Raw genomic sequence first — 17470 nt, 5'->3', positions numbered from 1 at the left:
CCAACGTTGGCTGCTGGTGCAGCAACAGCCCGTACTACTGCGGTTGCTGCACAAGCAGCCGACGTACCAGACTCGCGCTTGCGCCCTGCACTCGCACCATATACAGCCCAGCCGGCAGTCCGCTCACATCCAGCGAGGCAACGGTGCCGGCAATAGTAACCCGCCGAACCACTTGCCCCAGCGGATTAAGCAATTGCATTTCCTGGGCTCCGAATCGGGCTGGTATTTCGAGGCGCACACGTCCGGTAGCGGGATTTGGATACAGCTGCCACTCACCAGCCGCTAGGGCCGGGCGGGTAGGCAATACCTGGTTGTAGCGTGTCTGGGCAGCATCGGCGGCGGCTTGCAGCTGGGCCAGACTGGGGGCGGCCAGCACGGCAAACCCTACCACAGCGGAGTCGGCGGGAGCGAGGCGGGGCAGCGCGGCGCCAAGCACATGCGCAATATCGGTGCCGGTGGGTAAGCCGGTCGTGTTCTGGCGGGTACCATTGCTGAGGGTTAGGTACTTCTCACTCCGGCTGAAGCCGTTGGAAAGCTGCACGGGGCTGCCGGCTGGCGCATTTACATTGATGGCGTAGCAAGTAGCAGTGCCACCGTTCAGCCATTTCAGCCCCACATAGGTAGTAGGGCTGCCAGTATCATAAGCATAGCTCAGGCGGCGCACCGAGTCCCAGGCTACCACGTTGCGGCTGTATTCGGGCACTACATCCCAGTCCATAAACAGGCCCGCATACAGCGGTTTCAGCGTGTCGGGCGTGACGTTTTTGAGCTGATATTCCAGAATCACATAGTCGCGGTGTGGCGCTTGTGCCCAGGCAAAGCCGCGCTGCCGCACCTGCACGCCCACCGTGCGGTTGCGCGTGGCACTCGGCAGGGAGTCCTGCAGCAGGCCGCTGGCTTCCTGGTCGGCGCGCAGCGGCTGGCGGCGCAGGGCAGTCTGGCTCCGGCTGAAAAAGTCGGTGTCGGCAGTGTTTCGTTCGTTGCGCAGGCGGTTGGATACGCGGGTCGCGCCAGTGGCCAGCAGCAAGCCGCCTTCGTAGAGCAGCGGTGCGCCGCCCCGGTAGCTGACACTTTCGCCGAGGTCGGAGCCCAGTCCGTCGTAGCCGATATTGCCGCGGCTGGTGAGCGTGAGGGCCAGGTCGCCGGCGTTCAGCACCACATAATCAGGGTTTAGCAGGATAGTGGCGTACTGGTCTTCCTCATAGCCGGTGGCCGCATCCGAGAAATGATAGCGCAGCACAGCGCGCGTGTTCAGCGGCACACTGCCCGCTACTGTCAGCCGGAATGGTGCCGCCGGATTGGAAACCCGGGCCAGCGTGCCCAGCGCCCCCGCCGCAAACGAGCCCTGCCGCACCGTGAGGTACGGCGACAACGACGTAACGGTGAGTGTCAGATTCTGCACCGGCAGCAGCAGATTCTCCACTTCCACCGCCAGCCGAATCGTGTCGGCGGGCTGATAGGCGCCTTTGGCGGGCGCGAAGATGCGCTGCGTGATGCGGGCTGCCCGCTGGTTGTTGGCTTGCACGGCTCGGTACACGTTCAGGCGTCCCGTCCCGAGCTTGCCCTGATAGGCCGCATTGCCGGGCAGCAGATCAATGTTGTCGGTGGTGCGGCGCAACTGGGCGCGTACCTGGGCGGCATTCAGCTGCGGAAAGCGCGCCCGCACCAGTCCGGCCGCTCCCGCCACCAGCGGTGCCGAAAACGACGAACCCGTAGCCCGGATATAGTCCGAGTCGTTGTCGCCCCACGTGGTCAGTACTCCGTCGCCGGGCGCTACCAAATCGAGGCGGCGGCTGAAGGTGGCAAAGCCGGATTTGACGTCGGTAGCGCTGCTGGAGCCCACCGACAGCACATGGTCGTAGGAGGCGGGGTAGAAGTCCAGCTCGGCGTTGGTGTTGCCGGCCGAGGCCACCACCACGGCGTCGCGGTTGACGGCGGCGTAGGTAATGGCGTCCTGCTCGAACTGCGAGCGGCCACCCGCCGCTCCCCAGCTCAGGTTGATGATTTTGCAGCCGTGGTCGGCGGCGTATACAATGGCTTCAAAGCCGGCAAAGCTGCCGCCGGGTGTGCTGGGGTATATTTTCAGGGGCAGAAAGCGGCAGTTGAAGCCCACGCCCGCCAGGCCCCGCGCGTTGTCGGGGCGGGCCGAGGAGCAGCCGCTGGTGTGCACGCCGTGCCGGGGCTGCTGGTAGGAGTCGGAAGACGGGTTGTTGTCGTCGTCGGCGAAGTCCCAGCCCCGGAAGTTGTCCACGAACCCGTCGTTGTCGTTGTCGATGCCATCGGGCGGGTCCTGGCGGTTGCGCTGCCACTGCCCGTCGAGGTCCTCGTGCGAAAGCCGGAAGCCGGTATCCGTAATGCCGATAACCACCGTCGTGTCGCCTTTGGCCAAGTCCCAGGCCTGATACGCTCGGATATTTTTCAGGTGGAGCTGGCCATTGACGTTGGTAGAGTCGGCCAGCGGGTCGTTGGGCAGATAGAGCGGCGCGCGGTTGTAGAGCGGCTCCACGTAGGCCAGCACCCCGGTTTGCTGCAGGGCCAGTCGGGCTTTCGGCAGCACTGTTTTCGGCTCAAACCACACCTGATAGACCAAGCGCAGATCCACAGCCTCAGGATTCTTGGGGTCGGGCGGCAGAGCTTTCGGAAACTTCTGGCGCAGGCGCGTGGCCCCCAGGCGGCGCAAAGTGGCTTCCAGCCGGGGTTGCGTTATCTGCGTGGGGCCGGCCTGGGCCCGGTATTCGGGGCGCAGCTTGAACACCAGCGTGCCGGGCTGAGTAGCAGGCGTGGCGTTTTCCGTGGTGAGCGGGCCGTAGGTTGGCTGGGCGTGGCCTGGGATGGAGCCCAGAGTCAGCAGAGAACCGAGTAATGCAGCCAGTGAAAACGCGCGTAGCCGTGGAAACATATCGACAGGGAAAAAGCGGATCCGATTCAGGATAAACGAATTGCTGCCGCCGATGGATGCCGCAAAATCAGGGCAAACGTAGCGGGGCTGATTCCGTAAATTTAGCCACTTCGCCCGCTGTTCCGGCTACGCCGGATTCCGGTTTTCGATCAACTTCCCAAAATCGTCCTTCAATCTTCCGCTGCCACTTCACCCGCCCAATGACCGAAGCTACCCGCAAGCACCAGCCCGCCCTCGACGCCGCCATCCAGGCTCTGCACGGCCGCACGTTTTTCGCTGCTTTCCCCGAAAATCCTTCCCCCGAAATTTACGGCGCTGATGCCGATGCCAACGGCCGCGCTGCCTTCGAGGCGCGCCGCCACCAGCGCTACACCGAGCTACGGCAGGGCGAGCCGGCCGGTTGGGTGGGGCAGGAGGAGTCGCCGTACGAGCAGGAGCCGCTGGGCATCGAGTACCCGTATTTCGAGCCCGCTATGCTGGTGCGCAACGCCGAAGCCGCCTTTGGGCCGTGGCGCAAGCTGAAGCCGGCGCAGCGTGCGGCCCTGCTCACCGAGAGCCTGGAACGCATTCGGCAGCGGTTTTTCGAAATTGCCTATGCCACCATGCATACCACCGGGCAGTCGTTCATGATGTCGTTTCAGGCCAGCGGGCCGCACGCCGCCGACCGGGCGCTGGAGGCCATTGCCGCCGGCTACGAGGAACAGACCCGCTTCCCGGAAGAAACGCGCTGGGAAAAGCCCATGGGCAAATACAACCTCACGCTGCACAAAACCTGGCGCGCTGTACCCAAAGGCGTGGGGCTGGTTATCGGCTGCTCCACGTTCCCGACGTGGAACTCGGTGCCGGGCATGTACGCCTCGCTCGTTACCGGCAATCCGGTACTCGTTAAGCCTCACCCGAAAGCCGTGCTGCCCATTGCCATTGTGGTAGCCGAAGTGCAGAAAGTGCTGGCCGAATACGGCCTGGACCCGCGCATCTGCCAGTTGGCTGTGGATGCCGCCGACCACCTCATCGGGAAGGATCTGGCCGAAAACCCGGCCGTGAAGCTCATCGACTACACTGGTGGCGCGCAGTTCGGCGAGTACCTTGAGGGGCTGAAGGGCAAAACCGTCTTCACCGAAAAAACCGGCGTCAACAGCGTGATTCTGGATTCCTGCGACGACTTGGATAAGGTGGCGCAGAATCTGGCTTTCTCCGTGAGCTTATACTCGGGGCAGATGTGCACGGCGCCACAGAACTTCTTTGTGCCGGCTGGCGGCATACGGGTCGGCGACGAGCAGGTGCCCTACGAGGAAGTGGTGCAGAAGCTGGCCGCCGCGGTTACGGGGCTGGCCCAGAACCCCAAAGCCGGGCCGCACGTGCTGGGCGCCATCCAGAACCGCGACACCCACGAGCGGGTGCAGAAGCTTGCCCTTGATGGCGGCCGTAGTGTGCTGGCCCACGGCCCGGTAGAGCACCCTACGTTCAAGAATGCGCGCACCTGCTCGCCCTGTATCCATGAAATCAGTGCCGACCGGATTGAGCAGTACAGCCAGGAGCTGTTCGGGCCCATCATGCTGGTTATCAAAACCCGGGACACGCAGGAAAGCATCCGGCTGGCGGCGCAGCTGGCCCGCGAGTACGGCGCTATTTCGTGCGGCGCCTACACCACCAACAGCGCCGTGAAAGAGCAGATTATGGATGAAATGAGTTTGGCCGGAACGCCCGTCAGCTTCAACCTGACCGGCAACATCTACGTGAACCAGGCCGCCGGCTTCTCCGACTTCCACGTGACGGGCGGCAATCCGGCCGGCAACGCCTCGTTCACCAACCCCGAATTCGTGATTAAGCGCTTCACTTGGGTGGGCTTCCGGGAGCCGGCCGAATAGCATATCACAGCACACAAAAAGGGCTGCCGGAGCACATCCGGCAGCCCTTTTTTATGGGTAGAATACTACCAGCCGACTTTGCTGTACTTGTATTTCTTAGGCGCTTTCACGGTTTCGTACTGGGTGGGCTTGCGCGGCGACAGGTCAATGCCCAGGTCAATAGGGTTGCGCTCCTTGTAGAAACGGGCCTTGTTGTTCTTGCGTTTTTCCGGCTTGACTTTCACGGTGCCATAGCCGCGCGGATTGGCACTTTGCGTTACGCGGTCCTGGGCGCAGGAACCGAGGCTGACGAGGGCGGCGAGGGAAAGTATGGATAGCAGATTTCTCATGGCTGCGGGGTAGCAAAGGTGAGGTAATGCCCTGTGTACTACGGTTGCATGAAAAAAGATACACTATCCCAGCATTATCCTACAGGCTCATTAGCTCCCGGAACCGCACCGACTGCTGGCGCGAAACTTCCACTTCCGGCCCACCGCGCAGCCGGATTTTGAGTGTGTTGCTGAACCAGGGCTCAATGCTCTCAATCCATTTCAGGTTGATAATCTGCTGGCGGTTGGCCCGGAAGAACACCTTATGGTCGAGGCGCTGCTCCAGGTGCTGCAGGGTGCGCGGAATAAGCGGGCGGTGCTGCTCGAAGTAAATCTGGGTGTAGCTCCCGTTGATTTCAAAGAGTCGGATGTCGGAAAGCCGCACAAACCAGCACCGCTCCCCATCCTTCACAAATACTTGGTCGTGCTCGGTGAGCAGAGTAGGCGCGGACTCGTCGGGAGCAGACTGCGCGGGTGCGGCTACAGCTTCTACCACAGCCGGAGCCAGCAGCTTGGCGCGGGCTTTTTCCAGAGCGGCTGCCAGCCGGTTTTCCTGCACTGGCTTGAGCAGGTAGTCCAGCGCATTCACCTCAAAAGCGCGCAAGGCGTACTCGTCGTAGGCAGTGGTAAAGATGACGTGCGGGGCAGCTTCCAGCGACGCCAGCAGCTCAAATCCCGTTTCGCCGGGCATATGAATATCGAGCAGCAGCAGGTCGGGGCGCAGGTCCTGCAGGCGCGTGCGGGCTTCGGCGGCGTGCCGGGCTTCGCCCACCACCGTTACATCGGGAAAAGCTTGCAGCAGGTGGCGCAGCTCGGTTCGGGCCAGGCGGGAGTCATCAACGAGCAGAACGTTCACGGGAGAGTTGGGGGTGAGAGGTAACAGGATACTGGCTATGCGGCGGCAGAGGCGGCCCGTACGGGCAGGCGCAGCTGGGCTACCACCGTATCGGATTCAGCGGGGTCGTTGTCGATGTGCAGGTAGGCTTCGGGCCCGAACAGCAGGGCCAGCCGCTCGCGGGCGTTGCGCACGCCCACGCCTTCGTGGCCCGGCTGGGGCTGGTAGCGGCCGGTGTTGCGCACTGCTACGTGCAGCTGGCCCGCTCCGTCGAGCTGGGCCGTGAGCCGGATAAAGCCGCCCTCGGGCCGGGGCGCGAGGCCGTGCTTGATGGCGTTTTCCACGAGCAGTTGCAGCGTCATGGGCGGAATAAGCACGGGCAGCGCGGCCGGGTCCACGTCGATGGAATAGTCCAGCCGTTCTTCCAGCTGCAGGGCTTCCAGCTGCAGGTAGTGCTCCACTATTTCCAGCTCGCGGCCCAGCGGCACCTGCTCAGCCGAGTTCAGCTGAATGGAATAGCGCAGCAAATCCGAGAGGTGCGTCATCATGTCGCGGGCGCGGGCCGGGTTTTCCGTCACCAAAGCCCGGATGTTATTGAGGCCGTTGAAGAGGAAGTGCGGATTGATCTGGGCCTTAAGGGTGCGCATTTCGGCTTCGCGCACGGCGGCGGCCAGCTTCCACTTATCCACTTCGGCCTGTTTGTAGCGGTGGAAGAAGTGCCAGCCGAAATAAAAGCCGGCCCACAGCCACAGCACAAAATTGACGTTGAGCGCGTAGCCGATGAACTGCGCCCAGCCGTGCGGCTTGCCATCAGGCCCCGGCCGAACCACCCAGATTAGCAGCGCCCAGATAATCACTTGGCTCAGCACCGACAGCAGCGCATTCGTGACCAGCAGGCGCCCCACCAGCGGCCCCGGCGACAACTGTTCCCAGCCGTTGGCCCGGATGTGGTAGCGCAGCCAGTGCGTGAGGCCAGTCATGGGCAGCACAATGGCCATCACGGTCAGCAGCAGTTCCTTCGTAAACCGCCCAAACGCCGAGAACAACGCCAGATTGAACAAGAAGTATAAAGTCCAGCCAATCAGCTGGGCGCGCCAGTAGAGGCGGCTGGGGGCGGGCACCGAGGCGTAGGAAAACATAGCAGAAGAGCCGCCGCTACCGGCCGGCCGGCGAAGTAAGAAGATATGCCTGCCGGTTGCGCCGATACGAGCCCAGCAGCAGTCCGCCCAGCACCAGCAGCGCCCCGGCCACAAAAGCCGGAATCAGGTACAGATCTGGCGGGGAAAGCTGCAGACCCAGCACCAGGCAGCCCACCGGAATCAGACCGGCCATACATGCGTAGGGCCAGGCCCGGTAAAACCACGCATACGGAAAGAAGTGCGCCCCCGTGATGATGCCGTAGGTCATGATGAAATGCTGGGGGTAGCGCATAAGCATGAAAATCAGGAACGGAAAGTAGAACAGCTGGGCGAAGTTCAGCCACAAACCCAGCGGCTGCAGCGGATTGTGCGGCAGCTTCCAGGTGGTGCCCAGCACCCTTGAGAGCAGCGCGGCCAGCGGCAGCACGGCGGCCCCCACGCAGAACGTAATGAACCCCTTCGACGGCACACTCACCGGCAGCGTCCAGACAAAGGCAATGGCGGCCCAGACCAGCGTGGCAGCGCCAATAAAATCCAGTCCGTTTTTGGCTTTGGCGGAGAGTTCCAGTCGCAGCGCCTCGAAATTGTGCTCAGGTAGCATAGTAAAAAAAGAAGGAAAAGCAGGCGCGGCAAACTGCCGCGCCTGGCGGACCCGAAAATATGGCTTTACTTCTTCGCCACGTAATGCTGCTTCAGAAAACCGTCCGTCTGCTGGAAAAACCAGGCCGTGTCGTCGTACATGAGGAAGTGGCGGCCGGCCTCCGACATTTCGATGCGGTGCTGGGGCAGCTTGGCGTACTGCTGCGCGAAAATGGCGCGGGTGCTTTCCTTGGTGGAGCCAAACTGCTTGTAAGCGGCCCAGGCGCCCAGCACCAGCACCGGCTGCTGCACGCGGGCAATGTCCTGGCGCAGGTCCGTCGTGAACAGGTCGTACATGGCCTGAGCTACGGCGGCGGGTTCGGAGGCGGCACTCCAGCGGGCCAGCTGCGTCATGCGGGCCGTATCGGTTACTAAGCCGGCGCTCATCTGGCGGGCCTGGGCCACGGTCATTTTGCCGGCCGCCATCTGCTGGCGCATACCTTCGGCCATGGGCCGGGCGCCTTCCACCGTCTGGGCCGGGTTCTGAATGGCGGCCATGAACGGCAGCGAATCCACGATTACCAGCGGGCCAACGGCCTCGGGCTGGGTGGTGCTCAGCCACAGGCCCATAAAGCCGCCCAGGCTGTGGCCTACCACTACGGGCTTATTCAGTTTCTTCGTTTTGATGTAGGCCAGCAGCTGGTCGCGCACGTTAAGCAGCAGCTTGTCGGTAGAAGCCGGGGCCGCATTTCCGCCGAACCCGGCCAGGCTGATGATGTGGCACTGATACTGGCTCTGGTAGCGGGCCACCGTTTCGTCCCACACCGCGCCGGGGCAGGTCAGGCCCGGAATCAGCAGCATGGGCTTGCCCTTGCCCACTACCCGCACCGTGAAGTTGGGGTGTGCGGCCGGAGTGTCGGCGGCGGTGCTGGCGGTGATGGTTGGGGCCGCGGCCAGGGCTGGCGAAGAGGCGGCAACGGAGGCAACGGAGAAAAGCAGGGCAGCAAAAATAGGGCGGAAGGTAGCGGTCAGGTTCATGGCGGAAGAAGGAGAAAGGTTGATTGATGATGTAAACCTAGTCGCTCCTCAGCCCAACCGAAACTACTTTTGAGCGAACGGTAAATCCGGCGCCCGAACGGCGCAAAATCCTGCCGACCTGCTGCGGTGCCTACCCGGCCGACACGCCCAGATACAACAAAAAACGGCACCTCGCGGGAGGTGCCGTTGTGACAAGTAAAGCAACGGAAAAGCGGGAGCTGTCCTAAATAATGTTGCGCAGGTCTTCACGCAGGTTCTCGATACCGCGCCAGATTTCGTCCCAGGTGTTGCGTTCCGAATCGTTGGCGGGTGAGGCAGCATTTTCCGCGGCAGCCGGACCGAGGCGCTCCTGCAGCTTGTGGCGCTTGGCTTCCAGGCTGGCAATGTGTTCGTGGTAGGTGTGCGTGGCGCCCGCGGTGGTGGCATGAGCCCGGTTTTGCAACGTCCGGATTTTGCTGTCCAACTCGTCCAGCGCCTGCCGCAGGGAGGCATCGGAGAGGTTCTGGGGCGGGCGCACGTTGTCAGGAGACGGTAGGGTTGACATAGCGGTAGGAGTAGAGTGGGCGAAGGTTTCTTACTTAAGATACAGCTTTCAGCCGCGAAAGGATACGCTTTCCGTTCCCAACAGAAGCACAACGCAAGCATAACGCTGGCGTTACAGTCGCGCTTAGCGGTGCAAGTAGCTTTGTCGGCCAACTCGTTACTCCCCGTTCCTATGCTCCGTGTTCTTGTTCTGCTGGCCTGGTGTGTGCTGCCTGCGGGCCCGCTACTCGCCCAGACTGCTAGCACTACTGCCCTTACGCAGCCCGAAGCTGCCGCCGCCGGAGCCGCAGCAGTACCGATGGTGTACAACATTGCCGAGCAAATGCCCGCCTTCCCCGGCGGAGCTCCGGCGTTTCAGAGGTTTCTGCGCGACAAAATCCGCTACCCCGAAGAAGCGCTGCGCAAAGGCCTGGAAGGCAAAGTCCACGTCAGTTTCATCATCGACGAAGAAGGCCGGATCCAGGATGCGAAGGTGGTAAAAGGCCTCGGCGCCGGCCTCGACGAAGAAGCCCTGCGCCTCGTGCGCATCATGCCCTGGTGGACGCCCGGCCGCGTGCAGGGCCAGCCCGTGCGCGTCGCCTACACGCTGCCCATCATGTTTCGGGCCCTGAAATAAATAGGTAAAGCGTGCCTAGAGTTTTGCACAAACATCGGTTCCGTCATGCTGAGCTTGCCGAAGCATCTCTACCGCTTCGTTGAATAGCATCAGGCGAAGCGGTAGAGATGCTTCGGCAAGCTCAGCATGACAACGCCTGCAACACCCACCCGAAAAAGCACAGGCAATGCAACCCGTCCTGCTAAGAGGCGCGTTTCCAATTCTCAATTCTCAATTCTCAATTCTCAATTCTCGCTGGCACGCCCAGCTCCCGGGCCAGCGGCGCGGCCGCTGAAGCGTACAGCAGCGTCAGCAGCTCATTGAGGCTGGTTTCCAGCTCGACCAAATAGTCGGGGTGAAGCTTGGCGACCTGCTTGAGCACATCAGCGGTGCGACGGGCCAGGTGCTGCAGCAGCGGCTGGGTGGGGCCGTGCAGGCGCGCCACGGCCTCGGGCTGGTGCCGGAAAATGTTGGTGAGCAGGCGCAGCGTCAGTTCGATTTCCCCGTGCGTATCGCCCGTGATTTTGGCGTGGTACGCAAGCCGCGCCTGCAGCTGCCGCACAATATGGAGCAGGTCGTTGGGCGTTTGGTGGTAGCCGCGCACCGGGTCATCTACCTGCATTTGCAGGCGCTGGCGCCGGATTTCCAGCGCCTCGTCGCCTTCCAGCAGCCGGAACGCCAGTTGCTCGATCAGGACGGCGTCCTGCGCCACCAGGCGTACCAGAAGCTGGTCTTTTTCTTTCTCGGGCAGGGCGAGCAGGGCTTTGCGCAGGTCGGGGGAAAGAGCAGGCATAGAATGAGGCGGGGCAGAATGAAAAGGCAACGGGCAAGCGGGGCAGCACTTCAGCCCGCCGAAACTACGCAGCAATGGCCGCTGCCGTATACCTTGCGTCTTTCCGACTACCATTATGAGCAAGAAAATCGAGCCCTGGAAAACGCTGAAATCGGAGCTGGTGTTCGAGCATCCGTGGTACAAGCTGCGCCGCGACCATGTGCAGCTGCCCGGCGGCCAGCACCTCGACGACTACTTCGTGAGCGTGCGGCCCCACGTGGTGCTGGTGTTTCCCATTACCCCCGACAACCACGTCATTTTCGTGCGCCAGTACAAGCACGCCGCCGGCCAGATTCTGCTGGAGCTGCCCGGCGGCGTGGTCGATGAAGGCGAAACCTCCGTGCTGGAAGCCGCCCGCCGCGAGCTGCTGGAAGAAACCGGCTACGCCTCCGACACCGTGGAGCCGCTGCTGGAAGTCTTCGACAACCCCACCAAAGACACCAACTTCCTCTCGTTCTTCCTGGCCCGCGACGTGCGCCAGATAGCCGAGCAGCACCTCGACGAAACCGAAAACATCGAAGTAGTGCAGGTGCCCCTGCACGAGGTAGAAGGCCTGGTGCTGCGCGGCGAAATCCGGGTTTCCGGCTCTGTCGCGCTGTGCCTGCTGGCTCTGCGGAGGCTGGGGTTGTAGCGGAGTGGTGGAGTACTACCCCACCGTATCCGACTCGGGCAGTACCAGCCCGGCCAGCGCCGCGCGGTTTTTCTCCTCATCAAACTCGTTTTCGCTCTTGGCAATGACCACCGTAGCCACCGCGTTGCCGATGATGTTGGTGATGGCGCGGGCCTCCGACATAAACCGGTCGACACCCAGCAGCAGGGCCATGCCTTCCACGGGAATAACCTTAGTGGCGGCCAGCGTGGACGCCAGCACCACAAAGCCCGAGCCCGTCACGCCGGCCGCGCCCTTGCTCGTCAGCATCAGAATCCCGATGATGGTGAGCTGCTGGACCAGTGTAAGTGGCACCTGAAAGGCCTGCGCCAGGAAAATGCTGGCCATCGACAGGTAAATCGTGGTGCCATCGAGGTTGAACGAGTAGCCCGTGGGCACCACCAGCCCCACCACCGGCCGCGCGCAGCCATAGGCTTCCAGCTTGTCCATCAGCCGCGGCAGCGCCGACTCCGACGACGAGGTGCCCAGCACAATCAGCAGCTCTTCCTTGATGAAGCCCAGCAGCCGCCACAAACTGAACCCGTAGTAGCGCGCAATGCCGCCCAGCACCCCAAAAATGAACAGCACCATGGTCAGGTACACCGTTCCCATGAGCTTGGCCAGCGGCAGCAGCGTATCGAGGCCGTAGGTGCCGATGGTGTAGGCCATGCCGCCGAATGCCCCGATGGGCGCCAGCTTCATGACCATGCCCAGCACCCCGAAAAACACGTGGCTCAGGCGCTCAAACGTGGCAATCAGCGGCGCACTCACCTTGGGGCCCACCTTCGTCAGGGCCAGCCCAAACAGCACCGCCACCAGCAGCACCTGCAGTACGTCGCCTTCCGCAAACGCCCCCACAAAGCTCTCGGGCACGATGTGCGTGAAGAAACCCACCCAGTCCATGTCGGCGGCTTGTTTGGTGTATTTCTCGGTTTCAGCGGCTTTGGCTGCCACCCCGCTCGTGTCAATGCCCGCGCCGGGCTTGGTCAGGTTGGCTGCCGCCACCCCAATCACCAGCGCCAGCGTCGTCACGATTTCAAAGTACAGCAGCGCCTTGCCGCCCACGCGCCCCACCTTTTTCAAATCCCCGATACTCCCAATGCCCAGCACCACCGTCAGGAAAATGACGGGCCCGATGAGCATCTTAATCAGGTTGATAAACACCTTGCCCAGCGGCTGCAGCGCCGTGCCCACGCCCGGAAAGAACGTACCCACCAGCACCCCCAGCACAATGGCCGTCAGCACCTGGAAGGTCAGATTACGCGAAAGTTTCTTCATGCCGCGGCAAGATAGGAGAGAAGCAAGCCCTCAGGAAGCAGACAGCGCGTCATTCACCCAATAAAACCACGCTGAAAAGACCGTCATTCCCCAAAGAACGTCATGCTGAGCGCAGCCGAAGCATCTCGCTAGTGTAGTAATCACCACCACAACCTCAGCACGCGAGATGCTTCGACAAGCTCAGCATGACGGTCAGGTAGTGGGGTGCCTGAAAGCAAATTACCCCCGCTTCTTCTCCTTCTTCACGGCCTTCCCGCCACCCGTGTACGCCACCCGGTAAATCACCCCGTTGTCATCATCCGACACCAGCAGCGACCCATCCGCGGCCTGCACGATGGCGCACGGCCGCCCAAACTCCGACTTGTCGTTCTCCACCAGCCAGCCCGTCACGAAATCCTCGAACTGCTGGGGCTGCCCCTGCTCGTTGAAGCGCACCCGCACAATCTTGTAGCCCGACGGCTGCGCCCGGTTCCAGGAGCCGTGCATCGTCACGAAGGCCGTGTTCTGGTACTCAGCCGGCAGTTGCTGGCTGCGGTTGAACACCAGTCCCAGCGGTGCCGAATGCGCCTTATACAGCAGCAGCGGCCGCACGGCTTTGGCGTCAAACTGGGCGTAGGTTTCGCCGCTCTTGGGCTTGTTGGCCGGGTAAGGCTTGCCATCGGCGATGATAGACGGCCAGCCGTAGTTGCCGCCCGGCTTCAACAGGTTCAGTTCTTCCTGCTGGTCCTCGTCCCCGAGCCAGTCGATGCCGTGGTCCATGCCAAACAGGGCCTTGGTGGTGGGGTGCCAGTCGAAGCCGATGGTGTTGCGCAGGCCCGTGGCATACACCGTGCGGCCCGAGCCGTCGGTGTTCACCTGCAGCAGCGTGGCGTTTTCGGGGTTGTCCTCGTCGCAGGCGTTGCAGGTGCTGCCCACCGAGAGGTACAGCTTGCCGTCGGGCCCGAACTGCAGCGTGCGGTTGGCGTGCTGGCCCGCGTCGGGCAGGTCCTTGTACAGCGTTTTCAGCTCACCCAGCGTGCCATCGGCCTTCACGTCGGCCACGTACAGCTCCCGCACCGCCGCCATGTACAGCTTGCCATCCTTTAGCGCCAGCCCGTGCAGATGCGGCTTCTGCGCCACCTGCTTCGTCAGTTCCACCTTGCCGTCCTTGTTGGCGTCGCGCAGCAAGGTCACGGTGCCTTTCACGCGGTTGCTCACGTACAGGTCGCCGTTCGGGGCCTGGGCCAGCATGCGCGGTGCATCAAGGCCCTCGGCGTACTTGCTGATAGTGAAGCCGGCCGGCACTTTCAGCGAAGCCACCCGCTCAGGCGTAGCCGGCAGCTTTTTGGGCAGATAGATGTTGCCCTGCATCTGAAACGGCGTCGCCTCCGGCGGCACGTTCTGGGCAGTAGCAGAGCTGAAGCCGGCAAACAGGGCCGTAGCAAGCAGGAGGGGAGCTTTAGTCATAGAAGTCGAACGAAGTAGCGGTTCTGTTCAACTCCCATTCACGGGCCGGGGTTACAGCCCGGCTTTCATCCTAAGCGCCACCGCCGCCCCAGCCGCACGGCAGACAGCAGCGCCATGAGCAGCAGGAGCAGCGTAGAGTTGCGCCAGTCGGGCTGGAAGAGAGAAGCAAAATGCTTGATCAATAATTCTTGTTTTGTAGGTTCGGAAGGAATATATCCACAACTAATAATATCCAAAGGCTCTGCCTCTATCGATGTGGCTACTGGTATTGGCTTAGAAGTAAAGGCATGTAGAGTAACCGGAGACTGTCTGATGTCCAGCCAGGAATTCTTGGTATCATACATATTGAGCATATCAAGTGTCCGAACTAGTGAAGCGTATGAAATATGGGACTCGAATTGCACGCACAGGCCACGGTCGTAGTCAGGCTCTGCCTGCATTTGTTTAACAATTGATTGTACTTGTTTATGGGCAAAGTAATCGTTCCACAGATTACCTGTGAAGCGTACCTCTTGCCAGGGGCGAAAAGCCGCCAATTCGAGCGACGAAAAGTAAGGCTCTTTCCCAATGAGGTTGGTCCCTAACACACCATAATAGGGTATTTGAAGGGGAGCCAAGGTCAGTTGCATAACTCTTTCTCGCCCCATGCCCCGCATCTGCGGCAGCGCCACGCAGCCCAGCCACAGCAGCCACGCCAGCGCCAGCAAACCCGGCGGGAACAGTAGTGGCCGGCGGTGGCGGCGGGGCAAGTGAAGCGGTAGCGGCATAAGGCAGGAGGTATAGCGTTGAAAGATAGCAAAGAAGCCGCAAGCCCTGCTGTTAGTCGCCTGTCATCCTGAGCTTGCGAAGGACCTTATTACTCCCTGCACCTCCTGCAAACAGCCCCCCAAAGAACTCCAGGAAACTCCAGCGCCGCATCCGGAAGGCTTTCTGATTCCCCGCAGCCTGCCAGCCATCTTCCGCACCTTGCCAGACATCACCCGCAGCCTGCCAGTTGTCTCCCGCACCTTGCCACCTATCTCCCGCAGCCCGCCACTTGTCTCCCGCAGCCTGCCAGACATCTCCCGCAGCCTGCCAGTCATTCCCCGCAACCTGCCACTTATCTCCCGCAAGCTGACAGTCATCCCCCGCAGCCTGCCACTTGTCTCCCGCAGCCTGCCACCTGTTACCTCATCACCCCAACCCTGATGCCGGTTTTCAGGTTAGCCACATTGACACTTATCATTCCCCAATGCCCCTCCGCTACGCCGCGCCGCTCCTGCTGCTGCCCGCTTCCCTCTTTGCCCAAACCTCCCCCGATACCACCCGCACCGTGGCCCTGCCCGAAGCCACCGTCACCGGCTACGGCCAGCAGCTGCCCTTGCGCCGCACCGCCGCCGCCGTGGGCGTGGTAGAAGCCGCCACCTTCGAGCGGTTTCCCCAAAACGCCCTCACCCAGGCCGTCAACACCCTCCCCGGCGTGCGCCTCGAAGAGCGTGCCACCGCCAGCTACCGCCTCAGCGTACGCGGCAGCACGCTCCGCTCACCCTTCGGCGTGCGCAACGTGAAGGTCTACTACGAAGGCATTCCGTTCACCGAAGCCAGCGGCAGCACCCCCCTCAACCTCCTCGACCCCGCCCAGCTCGGCGCCCTCGAAGTCGTGAAAGGTCCCGCCGCCAGCGTCTACGGGGCCGGCACAGGCGGTGCGGTGCTGCTCCGCAACCGCCGCCCCGTAGCCGGTCAGGCGCGGGCCCAAATCGGCTTTTCGGCCGGCAGCTACGGCCTCCGCCGCTACACCGTGGCCGCCGAAACCGGCAGTGCCACCGGCTACTTCCGCGCCCAATACGCCCGCCAGATCCTCGACGGCTACCGCCAGAACAGCGCCCTCCGCCGCGACGTGCTGGCCCTCGACGGCGAGCTGCAGGCCTCCGAAAAAGGTACCCTCAGCCTCCACGCCCTCTATTCCGACCTCGACTACCAGCTGCCCGGCAGCCTCACCCGCGCCCAGTTCGGGCAGGACCCGCGCCAGGCCCGCCCCAGCACGCCCACCGCCGCCGGCACCGTGGCCCAGCGTGCCGCCTACGCCTCGCGCACCGTGCTGCTGGGCGGCACCTACGAGCACCGCTTCTCCGACCGATTCAGCAGCCGTACCACGCTCTACGTCACTGCCAGCGCCATCAAAACTCCGTTTCTGATTGATTTCGAGCGCAACACGCAGCTCGGTACCGGCGGCCGCACCACGCTCAACTACCGCACTGCCCTGGCCGGCCGCACGCTGCGCTTGCAAGGGGGCGGCGAGCTGCAAACCAGCTTCGAAAACTCGCGCAACTACCAGAACCGCGCCGGCCAGCCCGGCCCCCTCCGCTACGACGACGAAATCCGCACGCTCACCGGCTTCGCCTTCGCCCAGGCCGACTACGAGCTGCCCGCCGGCTTTCTGCTGACGGCCGGGGCCAGCTACAACCGCCTGCGCTACCGCATCAACCGCCTCACCGAAGCCGTAACGCCCCCCTTCGCAGCCTACCAGGTCACGCGCGACTTCCGGCCGCAGGTGTCGCCGAGGCTGGCGCTGCTCAAGGAAATCACCCCGCAGATTTCCGTGTACGGCAGCGCCAGCAGCGGCTTCTCGCCCCCCACCGAAGAGGAAATCCGGCCTTCGGATGGCTCCCTGAACACCGCCCTACAGGCCGAGCGAGGCACCAGCTACGAACTAGGCACCCGCGGCACGCTCCTGAACCAGCGCCTCACCTTCGATATAGCCGCCTACGATTTCCGCCTGCACCAAACCATCGTCACGCGCACCGACGACCAGGGCACGCAGCTGTTCGCCAACTCCGGCAACACCCGCCAGCGCGGCCTGGAAGCAGCCCTCAGCGGCTGGCTGTGGCGCATGGCCAGCCTTGAAAACGTGCAGGTCCCGACTCCGAACGGCCCCGCGTATGAGATGCGAAACGTGCCCGGCAGCGTGGGCCTGCGGGCCTTCGCCAGCTACACCTACAACCACTACCGCTTTGGGCGCTACGAAAGCAACGGCAACGACTACAGCGGCAACCGCCTCACCGGCACCGCCCCCCACACCCTCACCGCCGGCCTCGATTTCCGCGAAGCGCACGGTTTCTACCTCAGCCCCACCATCAACCACCAGGCCCGCATCTTCGTGAACGATGCCAACACCGAAGCGGCGCCCGGCTACTGGACCTTCGGGGCGCGCGGCGGCTGGCGCAGAGCACTGAAAAACAAGCTGGAACTCGACCTGTTCGCCGGCCTCGAAAACGCCACCGACCGCCGCTATAGCCTCGGCAACGACCTCAACGCCTTCGGCAACCGCTATTTCCAGCCCGCTCCCGGCCGCAATTACTACGGCGGCGTGCAGGCCGGCTGGCGCTGGTAACAACTGCCGGAACGGCGGACTACAAGCGGGCCGGCACCATATATCGTGGCTCAGGATTTCCTTTTTACCTTCGCCGCTGCTGCCTTTTCGG

Annotated in this window: 15 protein-coding genes; 4 read left to right on the top strand and 11 right to left on the bottom strand. The window is 62.7% G+C overall.

Annotation, left to right across the window (positions count from 1 at the left end; translation table 11 throughout):
* Positions 1–34 precede the first annotated feature (34 nt).
* Positions 35–2899: a S8 family peptidase gene (locus IC231_RS10060; RefSeq protein WP_190784392.1), complete on the bottom strand. Its 2865-nt coding sequence runs from the start codon at positions 2897–2899 to the stop codon at positions 35–37.
* A 200-nt stretch (positions 2900–3099) separates the two neighbouring features.
* Here IC231_RS10060 and paaN point away from each other — a divergent pair, with 200 nt between their 5' ends.
* Entirely contained in the window at positions 3100–4767 is a 1668-nt protein-coding gene (paaN, locus tag IC231_RS10055) for a phenylacetic acid degradation protein PaaN (protein ID WP_190784391.1), read from the top strand.
* A gap of 65 nt (positions 4768–4832) precedes the next feature.
* Here the strand turns inward: paaN and IC231_RS10050 are convergent, their stop codons facing one another.
* The 6 genes from IC231_RS10050 to IC231_RS10025 all read right to left on the bottom strand — a co-directional run bounded on the left by IC231_RS10050 (position 4833) and on the right by IC231_RS10025 (position 9210).
* Positions 4833–5096 (bottom strand): hypothetical protein, encoded by a 264-nt coding sequence (locus tag IC231_RS10050; protein WP_190784390.1) that lies wholly within the window; start codon positions 5094–5096, stop codon positions 4833–4835.
* Between the two features lie 79 nt (positions 5097–5175).
* Complete coding sequence (locus IC231_RS10045) at positions 5176–5931, bottom strand: LytR/AlgR family response regulator transcription factor (RefSeq protein WP_190784389.1); 756 nt, start codon at positions 5929–5931, stop codon at positions 5176–5178.
* Between the two features lie 35 nt (positions 5932–5966).
* The gene (locus IC231_RS10040) at positions 5967–7049 is read right to left on the bottom strand and encodes a sensor histidine kinase (RefSeq protein WP_190784388.1); all 1083 of its coding nucleotides are present in this window, start codon (positions 7047–7049) and stop codon (positions 5967–5969) included.
* A gap of 16 nt (positions 7050–7065) precedes the next feature.
* On the bottom strand, positions 7066–7650 hold the full coding sequence (locus IC231_RS10035) for a DUF7010 family protein (protein WP_190784387.1): 585 nt from the start codon (positions 7648–7650) through the stop codon (positions 7066–7068).
* A 65-nt stretch (positions 7651–7715) separates the two neighbouring features.
* Positions 7716–8666 (bottom strand): alpha/beta fold hydrolase, encoded by a 951-nt coding sequence (locus IC231_RS10030; RefSeq protein ID WP_190784386.1) that lies wholly within the window; start codon positions 8664–8666, stop codon positions 7716–7718.
* Positions 8667–8889: 223 nt separating this feature from the next.
* The gene (locus IC231_RS10025; protein WP_190784385.1) at positions 8890–9210 is read right to left on the bottom strand and encodes a sll1863 family stress response protein; all 321 of its coding nucleotides are present in this window, start codon (positions 9208–9210) and stop codon (positions 8890–8892) included.
* A 171-nt stretch (positions 9211–9381) separates the two neighbouring features.
* Between IC231_RS10025 and IC231_RS10020 the strand changes: the two genes are divergently transcribed.
* Positions 9382–9825 carry an energy transducer TonB gene (locus tag IC231_RS10020; RefSeq protein ID WP_190784384.1) on the top strand — a complete coding sequence of 148 codons (444 nt, stop codon included), beginning with the start codon at positions 9382–9384 and terminating at the stop codon, positions 9823–9825.
* Between the two features lie 217 nt (positions 9826–10042).
* On the opposite strand, the gene IC231_RS10015 is transcribed toward IC231_RS10020, so the two are convergent.
* Complete coding sequence (locus tag IC231_RS10015) at positions 10043–10597, bottom strand: hypothetical protein (RefSeq protein ID WP_190784383.1); 555 nt, start codon at positions 10595–10597, stop codon at positions 10043–10045.
* A 115-nt stretch (positions 10598–10712) separates the two neighbouring features.
* Here IC231_RS10015 and IC231_RS10010 point away from each other — a divergent pair, with 115 nt between their 5' ends.
* Positions 10713–11267: an NUDIX hydrolase gene (locus tag IC231_RS10010; RefSeq protein ID WP_190784382.1), complete on the top strand. Its 555-nt coding sequence runs from the start codon at positions 10713–10715 to the stop codon at positions 11265–11267.
* A gap of 15 nt (positions 11268–11282) precedes the next feature.
* Here IC231_RS10010 and IC231_RS10005 read toward each other — a convergent pair whose 3' ends face one another.
* The 3 genes from IC231_RS10005 to IC231_RS09995 form a co-directional block, all read right to left on the bottom strand.
* Entirely contained in the window at positions 11283–12563 is a 1281-nt protein-coding gene (locus tag IC231_RS10005) for a dicarboxylate/amino acid:cation symporter (RefSeq protein WP_190784381.1), read from the bottom strand.
* 219 nt (positions 12564–12782) lie between these two features.
* A complete protein-coding gene (locus tag IC231_RS10000; protein ID WP_190784380.1) occupies positions 12783–14009 on the bottom strand; it encodes a PQQ-dependent sugar dehydrogenase in 1227 nt (408 codons plus the stop codon).
* Positions 14010–14074: 65 nt separating this feature from the next.
* Positions 14075–14776 carry a hypothetical protein gene (locus tag IC231_RS09995; protein WP_190784379.1) on the bottom strand — a complete coding sequence of 234 codons (702 nt, stop codon included), beginning with the start codon at positions 14774–14776 and terminating at the stop codon, positions 14075–14077.
* A gap of 464 nt (positions 14777–15240) precedes the next feature.
* Between IC231_RS09995 and IC231_RS09990 the strand changes: the two genes are divergently transcribed.
* Positions 15241–17379, top strand: coding sequence for a TonB-dependent receptor family protein (locus tag IC231_RS09990; RefSeq protein WP_190784378.1), 2139 nt, complete (start codon positions 15241–15243; stop codon positions 17377–17379).
* Positions 17380–17470 lie beyond the last annotated feature (91 nt).

The organism is Hymenobacter duratus (genome assembly GCF_014698995.1).
Taxonomy (GTDB): domain Bacteria; phylum Bacteroidota; class Bacteroidia; order Cytophagales; family Hymenobacteraceae; genus Hymenobacter; species Hymenobacter duratus.
This window is presented reverse-complemented; position numbering and strand designations above follow the sequence as displayed.